The sequence below is a fragment of the Providencia sp. PROV_01 genome (assembly GCF_053098325.1).
Map to the genome: position 1 here is coordinate 2,039,684 of NZ_JBRFKD010000002.1, position 23,593 is coordinate 2,063,276.

A 23,593-nucleotide genomic window follows, 5' to 3' on the forward strand; every position below is an offset into this window, starting at 1 on the left:
ATTTAGTCCATTTTAACTATAGCTTCGTTATTAAATGTATCACTGAGTGTTTTGGCTTCGCAAAGCGTAAATCCTTCGAAAGGAATAGCTATGTTTTCAGGTGATAGCATATTGACGTTAGCAGATTTGAAATCAATGTCCCCAGAGGTAACAAACGTTATTTTACCGTTTTCCAATATGATAGATGAGCCATTACATTGCACGGTGACCTTTTTGTTGGCAGTAAGCGTTATTTCATCCTCATTACTGGTGATACTGATCCCTTTTTGAGCGGTCAAGGCAATTTCATCATCTTGAGCTTCTATCTCGATTTTTCCAAAAGCAGCTGTTAATTTTGCCCCTAATTCATGTGTAAATATTGAAATTCCTTTTTTAGCGGCTAATGTTAGTCGCCTAAATGCAGTCATTGATGCATTTTCTGAAGATGTAATTACGAAGTCATTGCTTGAGCTTTGCTGCATATATCCCATAGAACTTAAAGCGATTCCATCTGGAGATGATGCTACTAATGAAGCTTGAGAGAGTTGATTAAAATTATTGTCTATTTGGCTTGTATGCCGTTCATGATCAGATGTTTCAACATTTGAATGCCTAGCTAAGTTCATAATGGACTGTGCAAGTTCTAATGCATTACTCAACTGTGTAATTGTTGATTCCATCGCCAACACATCACCACCAGCTTTATCCTGCTTATCGGTGGTAATAAACAACCCTTTACCTGCACGAATTGCACCCCAGCTATCTGTACGTAGCTCAAAACCGTCGCCGCGTTGTTCGCGCTCGGCGTTCACCAAATGCCCCAAGTTTAACTGGGTTTTTCCACCATACTCGGTGCTGAGCTTAATATGCTCTTGCCCGCGCTTATCCTCCATGCGCAGTTTGTTATTCGCAGGCGTGCGGATCACATTGCGGGTGTTATTTTTATCGGTCACGTGGTCGGGGTGGCGGGAGTCATGGAGTGCATGAGCGATGTAAGGGCGGTCTGGGTCACCCTCATGGAAGGCGATAGCGACTTCAGTCCCTTGAATTAGCGGGAAATGCATCCCATACGTATCGCCAGCGTAGGGTTTCGCCAAACGTACGGGCATACTTTCATAACCCTTGGTTTTATCATCACGGTCTGCATCGAATTTGACCCAATAAAACCCATGTTCATTTTGGTGGGCATAAATATCGTGGTCTTTTGCGCTGGTGACGCGTGCCATTAATGTTCCGGCAATGACAGGGCGCGGTTTGAGTGCAGGACGCCAGCACAGTGATTCCGTATAAGGCACGGCGTCGAAACGGACGGTCAGCGCTTTATCTCGGCTGGCGGTAAAGCGTAATCGCGTAATTAAAATCGGTGATTTAAAGACGGCCGGTAAGGTCGAAATGAGTGGGTTATCTTGAATATTTAATACCAATAATGGCGTCAGGTCTGCCGCGCTACTTTGCCCGCGTAGCAAGGTTTGTCTCGCTAAAAAGCGCTCGTGATCGAGTCTTGCCCAGAAGTTAGCGGTTTCAGTTTCAGGGCGAATTTTATCTCCACGGGTGAGGTGGCGGCCTTTATAGTGATAAACATCGCCGTAATTGATTTTTTCCCCATCACCGCGAGTCATGTCTGCGACGGCGGAGATTAACGTATCTTCCGCCAGTCGGTGGTTATAGTCTTTGGCAAAAACAGTGCTTTCAACTACTTGATGACGTAAAGATAATCCCCAAACACTGTCGACATGGTTATCGCTCAGCCCAGATGGGCTATTTAATGGCAGCGTTTTGTCATACACATAGCCACGTTGGCTGTCAGTAAAGTGGAGCACCTCGGTTTGGGTATCATCTTGTAAACCAAAGCGATAAAAAATCCCCACTTCACTGAGTAAGCGCTCAATAAATTGGCGGTCGCTTTCGTTAATTTGGTTGATTTGTTCGCGTTTGGGGTAGGCTTTTTCGAGATGAAATTCGAATTCCCAGCCTTTGAAATTGTGTTCGCGTAAAATTTGTTCAACTACTTGCGGCACAGATTGGTTGATAAAGAAACGGTGGCTACGAATTTGATGGCGCAGTAGCGCAAAAAAAGGCTCGATAACTAACTGGTAGCGGGCTTCATCTGCAGAGCCAGAGAGACGACGGAAATCCGTCACCACGCCATGAACGCGCTTGGCAACGCTCGGCTGAGTGGCGAGTCCCATTAAGTTATTCATCGGTGCCGAAAAGGTCAGGCTAGCATTACGACGCAGTAATTGTTGAGCAGAAAGATCTTGAGCGGAACAGGTAAACGTAATCTGGTAGCGATAGGGTTCGCTAGCGGCTTCACGCCCGGTAAAATGTTCAACGTCCAGTAGGTCTGAGCAGCCTTGCACTTCAAGGCGATAGCGGTTTTGACCTTGAAGGAGGTTTTTGGCTGTATCGAGTAGGCTCATGGATTTATATCCTCAATATCACTGAAACTCAGGGTGATCCCGTCTTCTTCGCTATACCCTAACGTCAGGCTTTGTGCTTGCTGGTGGTTGGCTTGGCGCATGAGTAATTGTTGGCTAAGTACTGGCAAAATTTGTTGGTTAAGTAGGCTGTCTATATTACGGGCGCCGGTGTCAGGTAATAAACAGGCGCTCACGAGGGTGTCATACAGCGCTTCTTCGATAATACCCTCAAGCTTGTAGTGGGTGTAGAGACGCTTAATGACGCTACCCAGTTTCATTTCAACAATTTGGCGCAGTGCCACAGGGCCTAATGGGCGATAAATTAGGGTTTGGAAGCGGGCAAGTAATGCAGGTTGGAAGTGGTCACGCAAGGTTGGGCGCAGCAGTTCTTGTAACTCGCCGTCGGTCGACTCAGGGAATTCTTCGAGTTGTTGCATGATCAAGTCACTGCCCAAGTTGGCTGTCATTAAGATCACGGTATTGCGAAAATCAATTTCACGGCCTTCGCCATCGCGCATGAAACCACGGTCAAATACTTGATAAAACAGGTTAAGTACATCACGGTGGGCTTTTTCCACTTCATCGAGTAATACGACGCTATAAGGACGCTTGCGAACAGCTTCCGTTAAAATCCCGCCTTGACCGTAACCCACATAACCTGGAGGCGAGCCTTTTAATTGGCTGACGGTATGGGCTTCTTGATACTCAGACATGTTGATGGTAATTAAGGATTTTTCGCCACCAAATAGGACATCTGCCAAGGCTAAGGCAGTTTCGGTTTTCCCTACACCACTTGGGCCAACCAGTAAAAATACCCCTTGCGGACCATTTTCTGAGGCGAGACCTGTGCGAGCTGCACGCAGTCGTTGTCCAAGCGCCAATAATGGGCTTTCTTGACCGACTACGCGTTTACCTAGCGACTCTTCTAACTCAAGTAGCTCGGTTTGTTCATCTTTTAATAGGCTGGATAAGGGCACGCCTGTCCAATCAGCGATGACAGTGGCCACCGTTCTGACATCCACATCCGGAGTGATTAGCGGTTCATTTTGCTGAATAAGTTCTAACTGTGATTGGATATCGCTGACATCTTGGGATTGACGGCGCTGTACTAAGAGCTCACTGATAAGATTTTTTTCTTGCTCAAAACGCTGTTCTAATTCAGTCAGCTGTATGGCGATTTGCGCATCTTGAGTGACTAATTCGCTCAGGAGGGGTTGGTTGGTGGTGTTGCCAATCACCAAATCATCAAGGATCGCTTGCTGTTCAAGTTCTAATGCAGTGCGCTTGGCTTTTAAACGTGTCAGTTCTTCAGGGAGTGTATCGAGGCTCATCCGGATACGAGCGCTGGCGGTATCAAGTAAATCCACAGCTTTATCGGGGAGTTGGCGACCTGTTAAGTAACGGCGAGATAAGGTGACAGCGGCTTTGACCGCATCATCGGTAATGTGAACACCGTGATATTTTGCATAGCGAGGTTTTAGCCCCCGCAGCATTAAACAGGCTTTTTCATCATCAGGTTCATCGACTTTGACCACTTGGAAGCGGCGTTCTAAAGCGGCGTCACGCTCGAAATATTGCTTATATTCAGACCAAGTGGTTGCGGCAATCGTGCGTAATTCACCACGGGCAAGGGCGGGTTTGAGTAAGTTAGCGGCATCTGCGCCACCGGCTTGGTTGCCTGCGCCAATAATGGTATGGGCTTCATCGATAAATAGTAAAATTGGTGTTGGGGATTGTTGTACGGCTTCAATCACGTTTTTTAAGCGCTGTTCAAATTCGCCTTTTACGCCAGCTCCCGCTTGCAGTAGCCCTAAATCTAATGTGCGCAATGATGTGGTTTGCAGGCTGACAGGAACGTTGCCTTCAACGATGCGTAGAGCTAAACCTTCTACCAAGGCGGTTTTACCCACCCCCGGTTCGCCCACGAGAATGGGGTTGTTTTTGCGACGGCGAGAGAGAATATCCACCATTTGACGTATTTCGTCATCACGTCCAAAGACAGGGTCAATCGCGCCTTCGCGCGCTTTATCGGTGACATCCACCGTAAATTTATTCAGCACTGCCAGTAAGGCATCGTTCAGTGTGTTACCGATGACATTCGGTGCTGGAGTTTCGTTTGTTGATTGCGTTTCAAGTGGCGCTTCTGCCGGTAAAGATTGATTATGTACCGCAAGTTGCTGCACTTCAGGGCGCTCATCGGATTGCGCATCAAGCATCGGTCTTAAGCGTTGTAATTGTGTGATGCTTAAGGTCATTAATGGCCAAAGGGCGTCGTTCGGAACTAAAGAGGGTTGCTTCACAATCGCCGCAAGAATATGGACGCTGCGAATGTGCTCGATATCTTCATCCAATGAGGCTATCACCCAAGCGTTTTGAATTAAGTTTAGGAGTGATTTTGAGAGGGAGGGGCGGCTATGGATAGAGCGTGGTAAGCTATCGATTTTAGTCAATAAGCTTTGCCAAAGTGTGGACATATCCCATTCATAGCGGCGAGCTAACACCGTGATATCGCTTTCCCCTATTTCCAATAATTTGAGCAACCAATGTTCAATGGTAATTTCCGCATGCGCTCGTGTCTGGCAGAGTGAAGCTGCCGCTTCTAATGCGCTGGCACAGTAAGGGTTTAGGCGACGTAATAGCATCACGGATGAATTGTCCATATTCTCTCTCTTGTATTGGGGGGAAAATGGTTAGAGACAGCAAGGAACGCTACCGCCCCTAACCGTTAACCGAGGTTCATTAGGTATCAAGATAAATTGTGTGTTGTGTGTCATCGGCGTACGAATACGTACAAAAAAGCAGACGCCGAAACGCCTGCTTGTCTTAATTAAGCGGTAGCACGCTCATTCCACGAGTCGGAATGAATGATGTTGCCGTCTTTGTATGTCCAAGTGATTTTTTCATAGCGCAGCTCAATCTCTTCGAGATGGTTGTGCTTCTCTTTATTAGGGTCTTTAATGTCGTGCATTTTTGGCGCGACTTTGACCACTTTGACGTTTTCGAGCTTGGTATTGAAATATTCGACTTCTTGTCCTGCATCATCAATGCGGTACCATTTGAATTCGGCTTCTTTCAAGGTTTGGCCAGTCGTTACCGCTTTGTACAAATAAGGGCTTGATGCATCAATTTCTTTCACGAAAATAAACGGGGTATGAATACGTGTACCCGTTAACTTACCGGTATTGTTATCGGTTGGGATGTACAGGTTATGGTCTTGTGCGACCACTTCAATACTGCCTTCACGGTCTTGTACATTAACAGAGCCCTTGATATCTGCGCCGCCGTCATCTTTTAGCCATAAATAAACAGGAATAGCCATTGTTACTTCTCCTTTCGGGTCGAATGTGTGTCATCGTCCATCGGTGACACGGTTTGATTATCTGTCTCTTGGCAAGCATCTGCCTGAGGGATGAGTCGTATTTCAACGCGCCGATTCTTCGCTCGGCCTTCAGCGGTTTGATTATCGGCAACAGGGTTATTCTGGCCATCTCCTCGAACGGCAAAACAGGCTGGACTGATATCACTGGTCTTTATCATCCAATCTCTGACCGATTCGGCGCGTTTCAGGGATAGTGTTTGGTTGAGTGCTGGGTTTCCGGTGTTATCGGTATAGCCTGAGACGACAATCAACCAACCGGGTTTCGCTTTAATATTGAGTAAGGCGTCGACCAAAACCTTGGTGGCACCTGCTTTTAGCGACGATTGTCCCACATCGAATAGCGATAAGCTGTCAAGGCTGACTATTTCGGGGGCATTTTGAACAATGATAGGCGCAGGAGGCGGTGGGGGCGCCCAACCACTTAATAGTGTGTGCAAGTAGGGTAATATTCTCGCTCCCTGATATAACGCTAAAGAATGAGAGGTTGGGACTCCTTCGCGTTCCCAGCGCGCTAATTGAGCTGCATCATCTTGCAGTTGCTGGTAAGCAGTCTGTTTTGGTGCAAGTGGTGTATCTGATAGTTGCGAAAAACGCGCAATATCTTCACCAATATGACGAATGAGTTGCTGATTATGGTAGTAACTTCCGATTAATGTGCCTATTAAAAAAACACCAAAAATAATTCCGATAGCGCCGAGGGTTCTTTCTGTACGGCTTAAGCTAATATCATGGTGTAAGCGACGCAACATGACATCGGGCAAAGGTAGCAAATCAGTAGTTTGAATTGATGAATATAGAGGCAGCATGGTTTTTTCTTGAATAAATTGCTGCCATAAATTGTTTGGTTGGCTAGTGATATCAATCCACTGAATAGCCCATGCTGAAGGGATTTGTTTCGGTGCTCCAGCTTGAGGTAGTATGAATTGAGGAACTAAAACTTGGTTTAGCCAGCTTTGTAAGGTATCTAGCCATAGAGAAAATTGCAGGCTTTGTTCTGACTGACCGATATGCGTGGGTAGCCACACAGAGTAAGGGACTGACATTGTACCTTCTTGCTCCACCTGAAATTCAGTTTGGTGGCTGAGTAACGTCATCCAAGGGGTATGTTCATCATCAACATGCATAGCGGTATCAGCGTAATGAGGTTTAGAAAGGTATACCGTTACCCAAAATGGCAATTTAGCACCGATTTTTTGACGACCTTCCCCAATAGCTCGACGCCAATTGAGTAGCGCTTGTGTTAGAGTTTCTTGTTGGGTCAGTTGCTCGGGTAATACAACGTATAGTAAGGATAAGTGCCCAGATAGCGATGGGGCATATTCCACCAATGCGGCAATCAATTTAACGAGCTCAGTGGGCGCGGATACACGAATATACCAACCTTGATTTGTTTCTCTGTGTAATTGGGCATCCAGAAATAGCGCTTGAGATTGACCACAAACTAAAATGACAGGCCCCTGATAATTATCAGCCGGAAATGCACCTGTATAATCATGTTCAGTGGATAATACTTGGCGTCGTTGTTTATATTGCCAAAACAACATTCCACCCGTCAGTACTAAGACGAAGACGGAAACAAAAATGGAGACACTTTGCCCTAGAGACCAAAACCCCCAAAGTAGCCACAAGAAAAGTCCCGTAGCAAAAAGCGTCAGACACGGTTTGATTGGATTTTGCATGCCTATCCTTGTGTCATCCACTGTTGTAGTAAATGTTCTAGCGAAGCACTGAACCCCCACCACATGGCGACGAGTATGAGAATGCCGCCTATCCAACCAAACCAGTAAAGTCTGCGACGGCTAAACCGTAATTTAGGTTTTACGACGAGAGGTAATTCTGAAGTGACCAGATAGTCCGGAAGTTGAACATTGAGTTGAGCGACGATCCGCTCACGTTCTGGCGCTTCTTTTTGACGAAACTTACCGACAAACCCGAGGGTAAGCACACGATGAAAACAGAGCAAAACGTCAGGATTCGGGGCGGTTTCGTTTAAAATGCTGCGTAGGCGATCCCAAAGTTTGTCTCCCGCTTCTAATGTATTGAAGTAGCGGGCCTGCAAAGGAGATTGGATCCAAGTGTTGTACCCATCATCTTGGTGCTGGCGATTCATCACGCTTTCATCAATTAGCGCACATTGGGCATATTGCATATGTTCAATGGCGGATTCAGGGTAGCCATGTTCGAGTAATTTTTGGCGTGTTTCATCAATGAGTTGGCAAACACGACGATAAAAACTATCCCCTTGAGTGATGGCAGTGCCTTGATGTAATTGGCAAACCATCAGCCAAGTTTGAGCGAAGATCATGTCGATAGTATGGTGCGATGTTGTATTGTTCATGAGCGAAGTACCGCAAACAGCTCTAATTGAATGTCACCTAACGTGCTTGGAACATAGAACGCACACTGCCCAGAAGAGAGCATGGCTTGACCCGCAGGTGTTTCAATATCTAGCGCAAAATATTGATTTTCTAAGCGAAGAGGAACCGCCGTTGGGACATGACTGAGCGGTTTCAATGGAATACCATTGAGTGCCACATTAACGACGTCAGCCACATCATCACTACTACCCGCTTTGCAAAGGAGTGGAAATTGAGCGATTAATAAGTGAGCCGGTAATGATGAGCGAACCGATAAGTAAAAATCGGCTTCTTCACGTAATCGACCGTCATGGAGTTGACCTTTCCAGAATGGACCTTCTTTTAATAATTCAATACTGATAACACGCGAAGGTAAGCTGGCTTCAAGTAGCGTATTTAATAAAGAAAAAAGCGGTGGAAAAACCTGCTCAGGCTGCTCATGTTTGTATAGTGGTATATCTTCCAATTTATGTTCTAAAGAGAAGGTTAATAAGCTCCCTGCTAAACGAGCAAGTTCTCGGTAGAGTAATTCAGGATGACGATGTAATGCAGACCCGAGTTCATTGAGTACGGGTTCAGCGCTGTTTAGTGAATTCAATAGCCAAAATAATGAGACATCAGCAACCACAAAGTCGGCCATTTTTTCATTACTTTCGCGACGTAGCGCCATTAAACGGCGGCGTTTAGCTACTAATCTATGCATAAACTCCGAGAGTAATGAACGTAATTCAAGGCTACCCTGACAAGCAAGCAAGGGGGGAATAAAACGGTTGTCGAATTCCCACATCCCTTGAGCGTTGCGGATAAGCCGTGCAACCGGACAGGTCATATAGGCTTCATTCTCATCATGGGCAAAACGTAGCGTTGCCACATGACGCAATACTGCAATATCCGTTTCCTCATGTCCGAGCAGATCTTGAACTTTAACCCACTCTTGACTAAATCGACGAGGGCGATCGGTACCCGCTTCAGAGGCTAAGTTGCCACCATTTGCTAGCATTAAAGGTAATGCTAAAACGATGTCTAACGACTGGCGGTCTGCGTAGTCTGCAAGGGATAACACCGGAGGAAGCGCATCAGCTAGAGTGGTATCAATAAGTGTGCCATCATGGAAACGCACAACCATTTTTTGTGCGCTAACGCGAGATAAGGTTAAAGCACTGGCATCAAATTCCGCGCTAATCACCCCCCACGTTGAGGCAATGCCCATTTGAGCAACGACTTCAGCGACATGGCTGTCCCAACGGGCTTGTTGTTGAAATTGTTGAGGGGCCAAAAAGGCCCCGTCTGTCCATAGGGGACGGTAGATTTTCATCCTGAATGACCTTTATGAACCGTTAGGCTTTGGCTTTAGGCATTTGTGAAACTAACGATAAATCAACATCCATACCTTCGACTTGGAAGTGTGGGACGGCATACAGTTTCACGCGGAAGAAGCCAGGGTTATCTTCAATATCTTCGACAACCACTTTTGCATCGCGTAAAGGGTGAGAGGCTTGTAAATCATCCCCCGGATCGGTCATTTCAGTCACTAAACCACGCACCCAGTTGTTGAGTTCTAATTCAAGGAGGCGTCTATCTTTGGTGGTACCAATGTTTTCGCGTTGAATAAGCTTCAAGTAATGGGCGATACGAGACAGTAAGAAAATGTACGGTAAGCGGGCGTTGATTCGGCTGTTTGCTGTCGCATCGGCGGTGTCATACAGTGCTGGTTTCTGGGCTGAGTTGGCAGAAAAGAAACAGGAATAATCACGGTTTTTGTAGTAAGACAGCGGGATAAAACCAAGATTCGCAAACTCAAACTCGCGGGTTTCTGGGATCATCACCTCAGATGGGATTTTGACCTGACTACCTGTTCCTAAATCAAATAAATGAATAGGTAAATCTTTCACTGCGCCACCTGCTTGCGGGCCACGAATTTGCACACACCAGCCATTATTGATAAAGCTTTTTACCATATTAGCAGCAAAGGCAAATGTGGCATTCGTCCACAAATATTTCTCGTGATCTGGCCCTTTTACTTCTTCGACGTAATTGAAGCTACGAACAGGTACAGTATCTGGACCATAAGGTAGGCGACCCAATACACGCGGCATGGTTAAACCAATATAACGGGCATCATCCGAGTCACGGAAGGCTTTCCATTTGATGTATTCAGCACGGTCAAAGTAGTTACCAATATCTTTGATTGCAGCCACTTCTTCCATGGTTTCTTTGCCAAAGAATTTTGGCCCAACAGAGCCAATAAATGGCATATGGGCAGATGCGGAGACTTTAGAGATACTACGTAATAAGGCGATATCTTGAGGGCTGCGATCAAATTCATAGTTAGAAATCATCGCTGCAATAGGCTCACCACCTGGAGTGTCATATTCCGCAATGTAGGTATGGTGGTAAAGGCCACTTTGGATAATTTCCGGGCTATCTTCGAAATCTTGGCGTAGGTCATCTTTGGCGATATCCAGTAGCTCAATTTTGACGTTTTGACGAAAGTCAGTGCGATCAACGAGGAATTTTAAACCACGCCAAGTAGATTCAACTTTTTGGAAGTCTTGATGGTGCATCACTTCGTCAAGTTGTTGACTAATTTGCTTATCAAGTTCAGCAATATGATGATCAAGTAAGTTGCGGTCTAAACGTTCCACTTTTTGACCGGATGATTTTAAACGGTCTAAAAAGACTTGAACAGCAACCGTGACCCGTTCATCCGCAGTTGCATCCGCTAGTGCAGCATTATCTTGGAATTCATTAATATCACTGATTGTAGCAACAGGGGTTAAATTAATTTTTTCAAATAAAGAAGCATAAACACCATGATTAGATGCATCATCAAGTACAGTCGTTGCACCTTGGGTTGATTCAGTTTTTACAGACATCAGCATAATCCTTTAGTAATCCAAATTAATCTTTCTTCGGTGCAAGTTGGGCTAGCTCTTCGCGCAGTTCATCACTGAGTGTTGGATCCTTAAGGATATTTTCCAATTCACGGCGAAATGTGGCGTTATCGAGGAGATTAGATTTTAGGTCGCGTAACAGATTACGCATGGCTAACATTGCGCGCAGTTGTGGGATTTGACGAGCCACTTGCTCGGGTTCAAAGTCCGCCATGTTTTTAAACGTTAATGCGATACTTTCTTCACTTCCATCCCCTGCTAAGGTGTTTTTAACCGTTAGATTGACTGACGGTGAGAATTCATTGAGGACGCTGTCAAAGTTATTTTTATTGATATTTACTTTTTCACGTTCAGATAGCGCACGATCATCTTGCCCATGACTATAATCACCAACCGCTAACAGCTTCAGGGGTAACTCGACTTTTTTCTGAGCCCCCCCCGTGTGCAGATCTAATTTAATATTAACCCGCGCTTTAGGGACTTCATTTTGAAAGCTATCTGACATGAGTGAATTTCCTTGAATTTTAACAGGTATATTTCTTGGTTATTGTTAAATGGTTACAATTGAATTTGATATATTTAACTTATGTAGTTATTTTATTTATATCTTCACCAAATGAATAAATCAACTTTTCTTATCAATAAGTGTGAGTGCAAATTAATGTATTTTTTTGAGTTATCTTAGTTTTGTAATTTAAAAAACCAATAATATCAACATCTAATGACTTTATTTTCTTATTGTTATGATTTTTCTGTGTCAACCAAACCTTTTTGTAACACTTTATTTCAAGTTGTTACAGGGTGATTCATAAGAATATTTACTCGTTTATTGTGTAGGGACCCTGATTTTGAAATAGGAAATTACTTTATGAAAAGGAATTGATGAACCCTATGAAAAATCATCGTTTTTAATGGTCTTTGAAAGAAATGTGTGACATCGGGCATTATTACGACCGCAGTAAAAAAGGGATATTGCAAAACAGCCACGGCCATTTGAATACAAACGCAAAAATTGGGTTGTCATCAATCTAAAAAGCTATTTTGGTGTGAGGATGAAAAGGTAAATACATCAAGCTTGCGGAAAGCTTTAAAAGAAGGATATAAAGAGATTTAATTGATTAGAAAGGATTTTTATTGAGCCAGGTAGACTTCGGCATGGTGTCCCCTGCAGGAATCGAACCTGCAACTAGCCCTTAGGAGGGGCTCGTTATATCCATTTAACTAAGGGGACTTTTGGTGTCAAAATTACGACAGCGAGGGCATTTTACTGTTCAGACCTAATTGAATCAAGTTGTTACGGGCAAATAATCGAATTTATCTGCCATAAATGTTTTTTTGACTGTTTTTTATTCGAAAGTAGGGGGGGTGTCATTTTTAAAATTGAGTGAGGGAGTATTTCTGTTTTGTACTAATTGTTCAATTTTCTTATAATAAGAATATGATTAAATGGCTTATAATTAGTCTTTAAGATAATCAAATAACTCAAAAGGATTAACATAATTCTTTTTTTAGCCTTACTATAAGCAAAATATTTATTACAGTGGAAAGTACCGTAGTAGGACGGTGCAGGGAATGGAGAAATGTTATGAAGTTTCGCATGACGGGTGTTTTTCTGGCAGGGGTGCTGATTGCAGGTTGTGCTAGTAGCATTGACCCAGAAACACATGAGCGTTCAGACCCTTTAGAGGGGTTCAACCGAGCAATGTTTAATTTCAACTATAACGTCCTTGACCCTTATGTCTTGAGGCCTGTAGCGGTTGCTTGGAATGATTATGTCCCGATGCCTGCCCGAAATGGATTAACCAATTTTTTCGTTAACCTTGAAGAACCTGCAAGTATGTTAAATAGTTTTTTGCGTGGTGAAGTGACTCAAGGTTTCAAACATTTTAACCGCTTTTTCCTTAATACCGTCTTTGGTATGGGAGGCTTGATTGATGTTGCATCAATGGCCAATCCTCAGCTAGTTAAAGAAGAACCCAAACGCTTTGGTAATACCTTGGGTTATTACGATGTGGGCTATGGTCCCTATGTGGTGCTACCGGGATATGGTAGTGCAACACCAAGGGAACAAGGTGGTGATTTAGTTGATGATTTATATCCAATGTTAAGCTATCTCACATTCTGGATGTCAGCAGGTAAGTGGGCACTGGAAGGAATTGAAACTCGTGCAAGGTTGTTAGATTCAGATGGATTGCTGAAAAACTCTTCAGATCCGTACTTAATGATGCGAGAAGCCTATTTCCAACGTAATGACTTCTTATCAAGTGGTGGTGCGTTAAAAGCAACAGAAAACCCAAATGCAGCAGCGATTGAAGACCAGCTTGATTCGATAGATTAGTAAATTGAATTGTTTTGGAAGGTTTATCACTCTCTTGTATTAGAACAATACTAGAGAGTGATAAATAGAAAGCTAATCATTGTCTCTTTTTCCTCGTTGGGAGATAGTGTCAATAAGGGCGATTACCCCTAATACACCAATAAAACCTACAGTAAATAGTGTTCCCATAAAACCTCCTAAGTTTTCGTCATTGTTGCCTCTTTTACATGCCTTCACGGCCGTAGCCAATAATAGAATATAGCGTGATTAATACAGTTTGATGAAAAGCCATATATTAGTGGGTGTCATCAGTATAAATTATGCTATTGGGTTGTAGTTGCAAATAAGAACATTCAGAGAATGAATGATAATCTAATGAAATATAAAGCAAATTATCTCAAAAATGAGGTTGTATCTATTTTATAAAGAAATGGTAAAGTGAATTATATGCTTAACATTTAATTTACATATGATGTGGGTTAGGGTCAAGAAAATTTATGTTAAGTTTTGAAAATTAGTGGGATGAGATAGTTGAAGTTGAAAATAGTATCAGGGAGGGAACTCCCTGATACTGAAAATTCAATTAATTAGAATGTATAGTTGAAGTTCACACCATATAACCAAGCAGAACCTTCAGATTTGAAATGATATGCAGGAAGAACACTTTCAGGAACATCTTCACTTAACCGTTCCTTGATATCAACTTTCTTACCGTGCATGTAGGAGATACCGACATCAACAGAAGCATTTTCATTGAATGCATAAGTGGTACCAGCACTTAACCAGTAACGATCTTGGTCAGGTATAGAAATTGAACGGTAATCAGAGCGTACAGGTGTTTGGTCGTAGGCAATACCTGTACGGAATGTCCAGTTTTCATCATAGAAATAAGTGGTACCCAGTGCTAAACGCCATGCATCTTTAAAGTGTTCAGGTTTATGGAATAACTGCTCACCGTCACTTTTTCTGTAGGCGGTTAATTCTTTAAATTCACTCCAGCCAGTATAGGCAACGCTGTAGTGTAGAGCCCACTTAGGTGCAACTTTATGGTAGCCAGAGAATTCCCAGATATCAGGTAAATTAAGGTCTAACTTACCTTTGATTTTTTCACCACCTGTACCATTTAATTGAGTTATTGCTTTTGGTATGTCATTGGAATATTTGCCATCTTCAAACTTAACTTTAACTTTTGAACGGTAACTTAGGCTTAAACGGTTATCATCATTGATTTCATATAAAATACCCGCATTCCAACCATAACCCCAGTCATCGCCTGTTAATTTGGCCATGGTAGTGCTAGCTGGGAATTGAGGTAAACCTAATTTAGGCGCTAAAGTACCTAGATCTCCCGCATGACGGGTAATTTCAGCATCGGCATACACGGCATTCACGCCCAAGCCAAAACTAAAATTATTATTTACACGGTATGCTCCACTTAAGTTTAGATTAACTGTTTTTAAGTCTGTCTTACCGCCTATAGGGCCTGCTGCATAATTTTTATTAAAATCAGTGGCTAAACCAAAGTTGGTGGTCATTGACGTACCGACTGCCCATTTGTCATTAACTGGGAATATAAAGTGTGCATTGGGTACAACAGCACTTGGCGCAATGTCATTTGCGGTGGTATTGCTACCGAGAAGTGAACCGCCTTTGCCTTTAATATCAACACTTGGGTCAATATAAACGGCACCAATAGAAAGAGAAGGGCGATCAAACAACATCATGGCTGCAGGGTTTCGACTTCCCTCACTTGCGTTGTCGCCCATCGCACCAGCTCCCGAAAACGCGCGTCCCAGTGCGGATGTAGAATATTCATTAAGCAAAAAACCAGCCGCGCCTGCGTTGGATGATACAATTGCCACTGCTATTGCTAAAGCTGATCTAGAGAACAGGTTTTTCTGGCTCATGACCAAAACCCTCTTATGTTTTATTTTGAATAAAGCGACTTCTATCGCAAGAAGCGCAGAATTGTAGGGTCCCTTGCCGTTATGACAAATCAGACCAGTTACTAGAGTATAGGTCTGACCACCTGATATGTTGCAAGCTTGTTTTGCTATTATTGTGATATTGTTTTCAAAAATGCGACATATTTAACAAAATGGCAACATGAGCGGATAAATTGAGAACAATAAGTATGCGAATACGGGGTAAGATCAAACTTATGTTTAATTATTAGCGATATATTTTGATACACACTAGTTTTTAGCACTTTTTCAGCGTTATGATAGCGACTTAACAGTTTGTTTATTTGGAGAGTAAAATGACTGATGCGATTAACCGTTGTAGCGCGGATGAAACCGCAGCCTGCTGCTGTGTAGATGTGGGAACAGTATTGGATAATAAAGACTGTACTGCGTCGTATCAGCATGTTTTCGCTACACAAGGTGAAGCTGAAACCATGCTGAAAACACTCACAGAAAAAGCAAAATCTGTTGAGTCTGATCCTTGTGTCATAACCCATTCTATTAAGCCTGTAGAGGGTGGTGTTGAGCTGACGGCTGAATTTAGTTTTAGCTGTGAAGCAGAAAGCTTAATTTTTCAGTTAGGCCTTCGTTAATCAAACGTTTGAATTTGCTCTGATTTGCCTTTTATCGCTAAAACGGTGGTCTGATTAACACTCAGTGATAAAAGGCTTCCTTCATCCCCCTCGTTTTCCCTTACTGCAATTTGTTGCATTTTTACTCTAAGTTGCGTACCTGCTCGCATTTTTTATTAATACCCATTGATAATTGTGAATTTTATGTTAACAATCATTACAGGTCAGACCTCTTTATCCGGTTAGTGAGTGAGTTAACTATAATTTTCATTTTTGCTTTAGCAGGAGCGACCATGAATCAACATCTCCACCATGGTGAAAATACAGATAAAACAAATGAAAGGATCGCCATTGTCAGTGGTCTACGCTTGCCTTTTGCAAAGCAATCTACGGCATATGCAGGAATTCCAGCAGTCGATTTAGGTAAAGCGGTAGTTGCTGAGTTATTAGCCCGTAGTGATTTAGACAAAAACCTCATTGAGCAACTGGTATTTGGGCAAGTGGTACAAATGCCAGAAGCGCCTAATATTGCGAGGGAAATTGTTCTCGGAACAGGTATGAGCGTTTCGACGGATGCTTATAGTGTATCTCGAGCGTGTGCAACTAGTTTTCAAGCAATTGTTAATGTTGCACAAAGCATGATGGTAGGTGATATTTCTATCGGTATTGCTGGCGGGGCGGATTCATCTTCTGTGCTTCCTATTGGCGTATCAAAAAAATTGGCAGAGACATTGTTAGCTTTAAGTAAAGCAAAGTCTGTTGGGCAAAAATTATCACTGTTAACGAAATTACGCTTGAAGGATTTAGCGCCTGTCGCACCGGGTGTTGCGGAATACTCTACGGGGCTACGCATGGGGGATACCGCGGAGCAAATGGCGAAAAGTTATCAGATCAGCCGAGCCCAGCAAGATGAACTCGCTCATCGTTCGCATATGTTAGCGGCAAAAGCTTGGGAAAATGGCGCTTTAAATGATGAAGTTATGACTGCCTATATGCCTCCCTTTAAGCAAGCATTTTCCCAAGATAACAATGTGCGTACAAACTCAGTTTTGTCTTCTTATGCGAAATTAAAACCCGCATTTGACCGCAAGCACGGTAGCGTTACTGCAGCAAACAGCACGCCGTTGACGGATGGCGCCGCTGCGGTATTGATGATGACAGAGTCTCGAGCGAAATCACTGGGTTATACACCGCTTGGCTATATTCGAAGTTATGCGTTTTCCGCAATAGACGTATGGGAAGATATGCTATTAGGGCCTTCTTATGCTACTCCACTCGCTTTAAAACGTGCAGGGTTATCGTTGCAAGATCTATCCCTGATTGACATGCATGAGGCCTTTGCTGCGCAAACACTTGCTAATTTACACATGTTTGGTAGCCGTAAATTCGCACAAGAGAAACTGGGAATGGATCACGCCATTGGCGAAGTGGATATGGACAAATTTAATGTCTTAGGCGGTTCTATTGCTTATGGGCACCCATTTGCGGCTACAGGCGCACGAATGGTGACACAAACTTTAAATGAGTTACGTAGACGCGGTGGTGGGTTTGGGTTAACAACAGCTTGTGCTGCGGGTGGTTTAGGTGCAGCAATGATTTTAGAGGTGGAATAATGGCTCAAAATTCTGCTATAGAAGTTACAAGAGAAAAAACACAACAGGCCTTTAGCTTAGAAATTTATGACGAGAATGTGGGGGTTATCTTCATTGATGTCCCCAATGAAAAAGTAAATACACTAAAAGCGGAGTTTGCGGAACAATTTCTGGCGATTTTACAACAAGCGCAGTCTACCTCTGGTTTGAAAGGGCTAGTTATTACCTCAGGAAAAAAAGACAATTTTATTGCAGGCGCTGACATTAGCATGATAGCAGGCTGTGAAAATAAGTCCCAAGCCAGTGAATTGTCAAAAGCAGGTCATGTACTGTTTGATAAAATCGATAACTACCCATTGCCTATTATTGCTGCGATACATGGTGCGTGTTTAGGGGGTGGGCTAGAGCTTGCTTTGGCATGTCATGCGCGGGTTTGCTCCAATGATGATAAAACGAAATTAGGCTTGCCTGAAGTACAATTGGGGCTATTACCTGGCTCCGGGGGAACTCAGCGTTTACCTCGGTTGATTGGTATTCCGCATGCATTGGATTTAATGCTGACAGGCCGCCAGCTAAAAGCTAAACAGGCGCTGAAAATAGGGTTGGTTGATGATGTGGTTCCAGAGCCTATTTTACTCGACGTTGCGGTGAAAATGGTGAAAAAAGGGGGCGTTCAGCGTCCAGCTATCCATTGGCAACAGCGTTTATTAAGCAGCAAATTACTACGTAATAAAGTGTTTGAGAGTGCCAAACAAAAAACACTCAGCAAAACTAAAGGCCATTATCCAGCCCCAGAAAAAATTATTCATGTCGTAAAAACAGGTATGAATAAAGGTTTGCAAGCAGGCTATGCGGAAGAAGCGAAAGCTTTCGGTGAGCTCGTGATGACACCAGAGTCTACTGCATTACGTAATTTATTTTTTGCGGTTACCGCATTAAAAAATGACACAGGGGCACAAGCAACGCCATTGAAGATTAATCAAGTTGGTGTGCTTGGTGGCGGGTTGATGGGCGGTGGAATTGCTTATGTCACCGCTTTTCAAGGTAAATTACCCGTCCGCATAAAAGATATTTCAGACAAAGGCGTCACACAGGCCTTGCGCTATAGCTGGGATCTACTGACCCAGCGAGTTATCAAGCGGCGGTTATTAGCCCGAGAACGTGCAGCTGTTATGGCTAAGGTATCAGGCACATTAAATTATCAAGGGCTTGAAAATGCGGACATCGTGATTGAAGCGGTATTTGAAGATTTAGCACTGAAACAAAAAATGGTTGCTGAAGTTGAGAAGATGTCGAAACAGCAAGTTATTTTTGCTTCTAATACATCATCTTTACCTATTCACCAAATTGCACAGAAAGCAATTCATCCCGAAAAAGTGATTGGCTTACACTATTTTAGTCCCGTCGATAAAATGCCTTTAGTTGAAGTGATCCCTCATCAACAAACAGATGAAACTACAATTGCGACAGTGGTTGCTTTAGCAAAACGCCAAGGTAAAACAGCGATTGTTGTGGGGGATGATGCAGGTTTCTATGTAAATCGCATTTTAGCGCCATTCTTATGTGAAGCAGCGCAATGCCTTGTTGAAGGTGAATCAATAGAACACATTGATCGTGCTTTAGTTGAATTTGGCTTCCCTGTTGGGCCATTTAATTTGTTGGATGAAGTGGGCATTGATGTAGGAACAAAAATTTTACCGATTTTAGTTGAACGTTTTGGTGAGCGTTTTAAGGCGCCTGATATCCTCGACAAAGTGGTTAAAGATGACCGTAAAGGTAAGAAAAACGGCAAAGGTTTTTATGAATATGGTCATCACACCAATAAGTTGTGGTTTTGGAAAAAAGCCAGTAAACGTCAAGTTGATAAAACCATTTATTCACTAATTGAAATGGTTCCCAACAATAAACTGACTAAAGCGGATATTGCACAGCGCTGTGTCATGATGATGCTTAACGAAGCTGCCCGCTGCCTTGATGAAAACATCATTAGAAATGCTCGTGATGGGGATGTGGGAGCGGTATTTGGTATCGGTTTCCCGCCCTTCTTTGGTGGTCCGTTTAGGTATATGGATAGCCTAGGGATTGCAAAAACGGTGGAAACTCTGAATAACCTCGCCGTGAAATATGGTGATAAATTCCAGCCTTGTGAATTGCTATGTGACATGGCAGAGAATAATCGAACCTTTTTTTCTACCAATGTAGAAGGTGGGGTTGATGTAATAAAACCAAGTAATGAACAATAATGGCGCGGTAAGCTAGCCTATTAGCTGTTTGTTGCTTTTTTAATAAAACCAATCAATGCCTGATACCAAACATATTTTTGGTTATCAGGCTCTTTTACGTAAAGCTCGTATGATTAGAATAAATCATTATATTAAATTTAACTAATTGATAATAAATACTAAAATTTAACATGCGACATGGACTGCTAAAAAAACATACACAAAAATTTACTCAAATCATTTTCTTTGTTGATCATTTCATGCAGAATCACATTTCACCCCAACTGATGGTTACTTTTACAACAATTAGCTTAACAACAAAAGAATAACCTCCTTAATCAGGTAGGTTACTCAGATGGTGGATTATGCAAGTTTATATTATGCGTCACGGTGATGCAGCGATACACGCGCCTAGCGATGCTGAGCGCCCATTGACACAAAAGGGAAAAGACGACTCAGTATTGATGGCTCAATGGCTACAGAATCAAGGTATTAAAATTGATTCGGTGTTAGTGAGCCCCTATTTAAGAGCAGAACAAACTCGGCAAGTTGTGAGCCAGCACCTTGATTTGCCAGCAAAGTCAGAAGTTTTAGGGCAATTAACGCCAGGAGGGAATGCCGCATTTGTGGCTGACCATATTCGGGATATTGCTGTGCTAGGCGCAAATGCGATATTGGTTGTATCTCATTTGCCACTGGTTGGCTATTTAGTGTCGGAGTTGTGCCCACATAAAGAACCACCGATGTTCACGACATCAACAGTGGCATGTGTTGACATTGATGTGGCTCATCAAAAAAGTCAGTTTGAATGGATGTTGAGCCCATCTCAATTGCTATTTGCTAAATAATACAGAACAAGATGAGCGCTTAGCGGCGAGCGCTCTCAGCAGTTTCTATAAGCAGCAATAAGGCTGCATTACCGCCCCATTCTTTAGGTGCTTGGTGAAAAGCAATAATATCAGGATGTTGGGCAAGCCAAAGTGGTGTTTGCTGCTTTAAAACATGTTTACCATGGCCGTGCATAATGCAGGCGCAATAGACATTTTCTCGCTTACAGGCCGCAATGAGCGCGCCAATTTCTTGCTTTGCTTCCATTTGTGTTAAGCCATGTAAATCTAAAAACAACTCCGGAGCGTAATCACCGCGGCGAAGTTTTTTTAATTCATAAGGGTTAGCATCGGGCCTTAAATAACGCGTTGGGCCTTCATTTTCAAGTTGAGGTTGAAATTCATCTGAAAAATAAAAGGAGGCGTCAACCTGTTCCTGTATGACTTTTTTATTAGATGGTTGTGTCACTTTGGCGCGGACAGGTGCGTGCAGGACTTGGTCCTGACGGATTTTTTTTGCTCCATTAATGGCTTCTTTGAAAAGACGAATATCTTCATCTTCTAGACCAAATTTTTTCTTCATAATTTTACTAATATGTTTTTGTGATTAATTTTTCTGGTTGGTAGTGTAACTCATTTTTGATGAATGGTCATAATCGTAGATTGTTCGTGCGAAGTAACATATTTATAACCTTTTTACAGGTAAGCATTGACAAAAGGGGACTTGCTAGTCTAATTGTATATACATATCTATACGATTTATTAATGCAATGAATAAAACTGAATTCAACAACAATAGGAAAAACGATGGTATTCAAAACACACTCTCGGGATGTCGTTTGGCGTAATGGCCGTATTGCCACTATGGACCCAGTACTATCAGCTCCTTATGGACTGATTAATCACCATGATTTAGTTGTTCGTGATAATAAAATAGTTGCAATTGTTCCTACTCAAAATATTGAATTGAATGACTGCGAACTTATTGATGTTGAAGGTAAATTAATAACCCCTGGATTAATCGATTGCCATACACATTTAGTTTTTGGCGGTGACCGAGCTTCTGAATGGGAACAGCGAATGAATGGGGTTTCTTATGAAACTATTAGTGCGCAAGGTGGCGGAATTAATTCGACTGTACGTGAAACCCGCAAAATGAGCGAGAACGAATTATTTGAGCGGGCAAAGCCAAGGCTCGAAGCATTAATTCAAGAAGGTGTCACAAGTATTGAAATGAAATCAGGCTATGGGCTCGACTATGAAAATGAAGAGAAACAATTATTAGTCGCAAAGCAGTTATCTGCACAATATCCTATTTCAGTCAGTTCAACATTGCTTTCTGCTCACACCGTCCCCGCTGAATATAAAGATAAACCTGATGAATATATTGATTTGATTTGCCAAAAAATCATGCCTGAATTATGGGAAAAAGGCTTGTTTGAGGCAGTAGATGTCTTCTGTGAAAGTGTGGGGTTTTCCCTCGCTCAAAGTGAAAAGTTATTTTCAGCGGCTCAGAAATTAGGGATCCCAGTAAAAGGGCATGTGGAGCAGTTATCAAACTTAGGTGGGAGCGAACTGGTTGCCCGCTACAAAGGTTTGTCGGTTGACCATATTGAATATTTGGACCTAGAAGGGATTAAAGCACTTAAAGCGAGCGGAACCGTAGCCGTCTTATTACCGGGGGCATTTTATTTTTTACGGGAAACCAAACTACCACCAATTGAGCTGTTACGGGAACATGACGTTCCTATGGCGGTTTCAACAGATTTTAACCCAGGAACCAGTCCTTTTGCCTCATTGCGTATTATTATGAATATGGCGGCCGTATTATTTAAACTGACACCTGAAGAGATATGGGCTGGGGTGACACGTAACGCGGCTAAAGCGTTAGGCCGTGAAAATAGCCATGGACAATTGAAAGCGGGCTTTATTGCGGATTTTGTTGTGTGGAATGCGCAAGAGCCCGTAGAAATGATTTATGAACAAGGGAGTAACCCACTGTTCATCAGAGTACATGAAGGCAAAATTACCCATCGTAATGGGTGAAATGGGTGAGTCGCTGTTTTAACTATAACAATAATGAATAGCGGTGAATGAGGTTGTTTGCCGCTTTTGACCCTAAAAGTTTGCTGTTTTTTGTTTGTTTTTATTAAAATTGCATCGTTTAATTATGTTAATGCTTAATAATTAAGCATGATGTTTTTATTCGCGACTGTCAGGATAAAAAATGTCCGATAGCACTAAGGTCGTGTTGTATGCTATTCAACGAATAGCATATTAATACTTAAGATTTTAATCATTAAATTGGAAATGACTGTGACAGCCGATAAAAAGGATAAACAAGGGGCACCGCTCCCGCTATATTTGCAAGTAAAACAATCAATAATTGAAAAGATCCACACCGCAGAATGGCAAGCAAATGACCGTATTCCATCCGAGTCTGAGCTCGTGACACAGTTTCAATGTAGTCGAATGACGGCTAACCGGGCACTACGTGAATTAACCGCTGAAGGGTTATTGGTTCGCTTGCAAGGTGTGGGAACCTTTGTGGCTGAGCCAAAAGGGCAATCTGCACTATTTGAAATACACAGTATTGAAGCGGAAATACTGGCAAGAAACCACAAATACAGCTGTAGGATAATTAAGCTCGAAGAAATTCAAGCGTCACCTGCGCTCGCAAATGAGTTAAATATCAGCCCAGATACCATGGTGTTTCATTCGATTATTGTCCATTTAGAGAATGATGTTCCTGTTCAAATTGAAGACAGATATGTCAATGCGTTAGCGGCTCCGGATTACTTACAGCAAAATTTTTTATCGATTACACCACATGATTATTTGTCTCAAGTTGCTCCTTTAACACAAGGGGAGCATATTGTGGAGGCCGTGGAGGCAGATGAACGTTCCGCGAGGTTATTGCAAATTAATACAGGTGCATCTTGCTTGTTAATTACAAGACGTACTTGGTCTCAGTCCTTTACGGTGACAAGTACAAAATTATTGTTCCCGGGTCATCGATATAAGCTGAAAGGCAGTTTCACGTCATAAGTTTTTTTCACCACGTCAAAGT

The 23,593-nt window shown here is 42.8% G+C and carries 18 protein-coding genes and 1 tRNA gene; 7 read left to right on the top strand and 12 right to left on the bottom strand.

Annotation, left to right across the window (positions count from 1 at the left end):
- Positions 1–2 precede the first annotated feature (2 nt).
- The 9 genes from ACU696_RS09815 to ACU696_RS09855 form a co-directional block, all read right to left on the bottom strand.
- On the bottom strand, positions 3–2,399 hold the full coding sequence (locus ACU696_RS09815) for a type VI secretion system Vgr family protein (protein WP_164528645.1): 2,397 nt from the start codon (positions 2,397–2,399) through the stop codon (positions 3–5).
- Positions 2,396–5,059: a type VI secretion system ATPase TssH gene (gene tssH, locus ACU696_RS09820; RefSeq protein ID WP_209102052.1), complete on the bottom strand. Its 2,664-nt coding sequence runs from the start codon at positions 5,057–5,059 to the stop codon at positions 2,396–2,398. Before tssH ends, ACU696_RS09815 begins: the two co-directional genes overlap by 4 nt.
- A 167-nt stretch (positions 5,060–5,226) precedes the next feature.
- On the bottom strand, positions 5,227–5,718 hold the full coding sequence (locus tag ACU696_RS09825; RefSeq protein ID WP_004912469.1) for an Hcp family type VI secretion system effector: 492 nt from the start codon (positions 5,716–5,718) through the stop codon (positions 5,227–5,229).
- A 2-nt stretch (positions 5,719–5,720) separates the two neighbouring features.
- Positions 5,721–7,457 carry an OmpA family protein gene (locus ACU696_RS09830; protein WP_117162403.1) on the bottom strand — a complete coding sequence of 579 codons (1,737 nt, stop codon included), beginning with the start codon at positions 7,455–7,457 and terminating at the stop codon, positions 5,721–5,723.
- A gap of 2 nt (positions 7,458–7,459) precedes the next feature.
- Positions 7,460–8,116 (bottom strand): type VI secretion system protein TssL, short form, encoded by a 657-nt coding sequence (tssL, locus tag ACU696_RS09835; protein ID WP_164528648.1) that lies wholly within the window; start codon positions 8,114–8,116, stop codon positions 7,460–7,462.
- Positions 8,113–9,450 (bottom strand): type VI secretion system baseplate subunit TssK, encoded by a 1,338-nt coding sequence (tssK, locus tag ACU696_RS09840; RefSeq protein WP_196718712.1) that lies wholly within the window; start codon positions 9,448–9,450, stop codon positions 8,113–8,115. The genes tssL and tssK overlap by 4 nt, the downstream gene beginning before the upstream one ends.
- 22 nt (positions 9,451–9,472) lie before the next feature.
- On the bottom strand, positions 9,473–11,017 hold the full coding sequence (tssC, locus tag ACU696_RS09845; protein WP_109911521.1) for a type VI secretion system contractile sheath large subunit: 1,545 nt from the start codon (positions 11,015–11,017) through the stop codon (positions 9,473–9,475).
- A 19-nt stretch (positions 11,018–11,036) separates the two neighbouring features.
- Positions 11,037–11,534, bottom strand: coding sequence for a type VI secretion system contractile sheath small subunit (gene tssB / locus ACU696_RS09850; RefSeq protein WP_110732011.1), 498 nt, complete (start codon positions 11,532–11,534; stop codon positions 11,037–11,039).
- Positions 11,535–12,185: 651 nt separating this feature from the next.
- Positions 12,186–12,260: transfer RNA gene (locus tag ACU696_RS09855), tRNA-Arg, on the bottom strand.
- Positions 12,261–12,614: 354 nt separating this feature from the next.
- Between ACU696_RS09855 and mlaA the strand changes: the two genes are divergently transcribed.
- Positions 12,615–13,367 carry a phospholipid-binding lipoprotein MlaA gene (mlaA, locus tag ACU696_RS09860; RefSeq protein WP_004912414.1) on the top strand — a complete coding sequence of 251 codons (753 nt, stop codon included), beginning with the start codon at positions 12,615–12,617 and terminating at the stop codon, positions 13,365–13,367.
- 566 nt (positions 13,368–13,933) lie between these two features.
- Here mlaA and fadL read toward each other — a convergent pair.
- On the bottom strand, positions 13,934–15,253 hold the full coding sequence (gene fadL / locus ACU696_RS09865; protein ID WP_164528656.1) for a long-chain fatty acid transporter FadL: 1,320 nt from the start codon (positions 15,251–15,253) through the stop codon (positions 13,934–13,936).
- A 353-nt stretch (positions 15,254–15,606) separates the two neighbouring features.
- On the opposite strand from fadL, the gene ACU696_RS09870 reads away from it, so the two are divergent.
- On the top strand, positions 15,607–15,903 hold the full coding sequence (locus ACU696_RS09870; protein WP_004912408.1) for a YfcZ/YiiS family protein: 297 nt from the start codon (positions 15,607–15,609) through the stop codon (positions 15,901–15,903).
- Here ACU696_RS09870 and ACU696_RS09875 read toward each other — a convergent pair.
- Entirely contained in the window at positions 15,900–16,052 is a 153-nt protein-coding gene (locus ACU696_RS09875; protein ID WP_162598829.1) for a hypothetical protein, read from the bottom strand. The genes ACU696_RS09870 and ACU696_RS09875 overlap by 4 nt on opposite strands.
- A 123-nt stretch (positions 16,053–16,175) precedes the next feature.
- Between ACU696_RS09875 and fadI the strand changes: the two genes are divergently transcribed.
- The 3 genes from fadI (at position 16,176) to sixA (ending at position 20,544) form a co-directional block, all read left to right on the top strand.
- A complete protein-coding gene (fadI, locus tag ACU696_RS09880) occupies positions 16,176–17,495 on the top strand; it encodes an acetyl-CoA C-acyltransferase FadI (protein WP_164528657.1) in 1,320 nt (439 codons plus the stop codon).
- Positions 17,495–19,717, top strand: coding sequence for a fatty acid oxidation complex subunit alpha FadJ (gene fadJ / locus ACU696_RS09885; protein WP_209102136.1), 2,223 nt, complete (start codon positions 17,495–17,497; stop codon positions 19,715–19,717). The genes fadI and fadJ overlap by 1 nt, the downstream gene beginning before the upstream one ends.
- Positions 19,718–20,061: 344 nt before the next feature.
- Positions 20,062–20,544 carry a phosphohistidine phosphatase SixA gene (gene sixA, locus ACU696_RS09890; RefSeq protein WP_109911525.1) on the top strand — a complete coding sequence of 161 codons (483 nt, stop codon included), beginning with the start codon at positions 20,062–20,064 and terminating at the stop codon, positions 20,542–20,544.
- A gap of 19 nt (positions 20,545–20,563) precedes the next feature.
- On the opposite strand, the gene smrB is transcribed toward sixA, so the two are convergent.
- Positions 20,564–21,106: an endonuclease SmrB gene (gene smrB, locus ACU696_RS09895; protein ID WP_004912393.1), complete on the bottom strand. Its 543-nt coding sequence runs from the start codon at positions 21,104–21,106 to the stop codon at positions 20,564–20,566.
- A 224-nt stretch (positions 21,107–21,330) separates the two neighbouring features.
- Between smrB and hutI the strand changes: the two genes are divergently transcribed.
- Positions 21,331–22,569: an imidazolonepropionase gene (hutI, locus tag ACU696_RS09900; RefSeq protein ID WP_117162401.1), complete on the top strand. Its 1,239-nt coding sequence runs from the start codon at positions 21,331–21,333 to the stop codon at positions 22,567–22,569.
- A gap of 264 nt (positions 22,570–22,833) precedes the next feature.
- Positions 22,834–23,571, top strand: coding sequence for a histidine utilization repressor (hutC, locus tag ACU696_RS09905; protein WP_042851623.1), 738 nt, complete (start codon positions 22,834–22,836; stop codon positions 23,569–23,571).
- Positions 23,572–23,593: the final 22 nt, after the last annotated feature.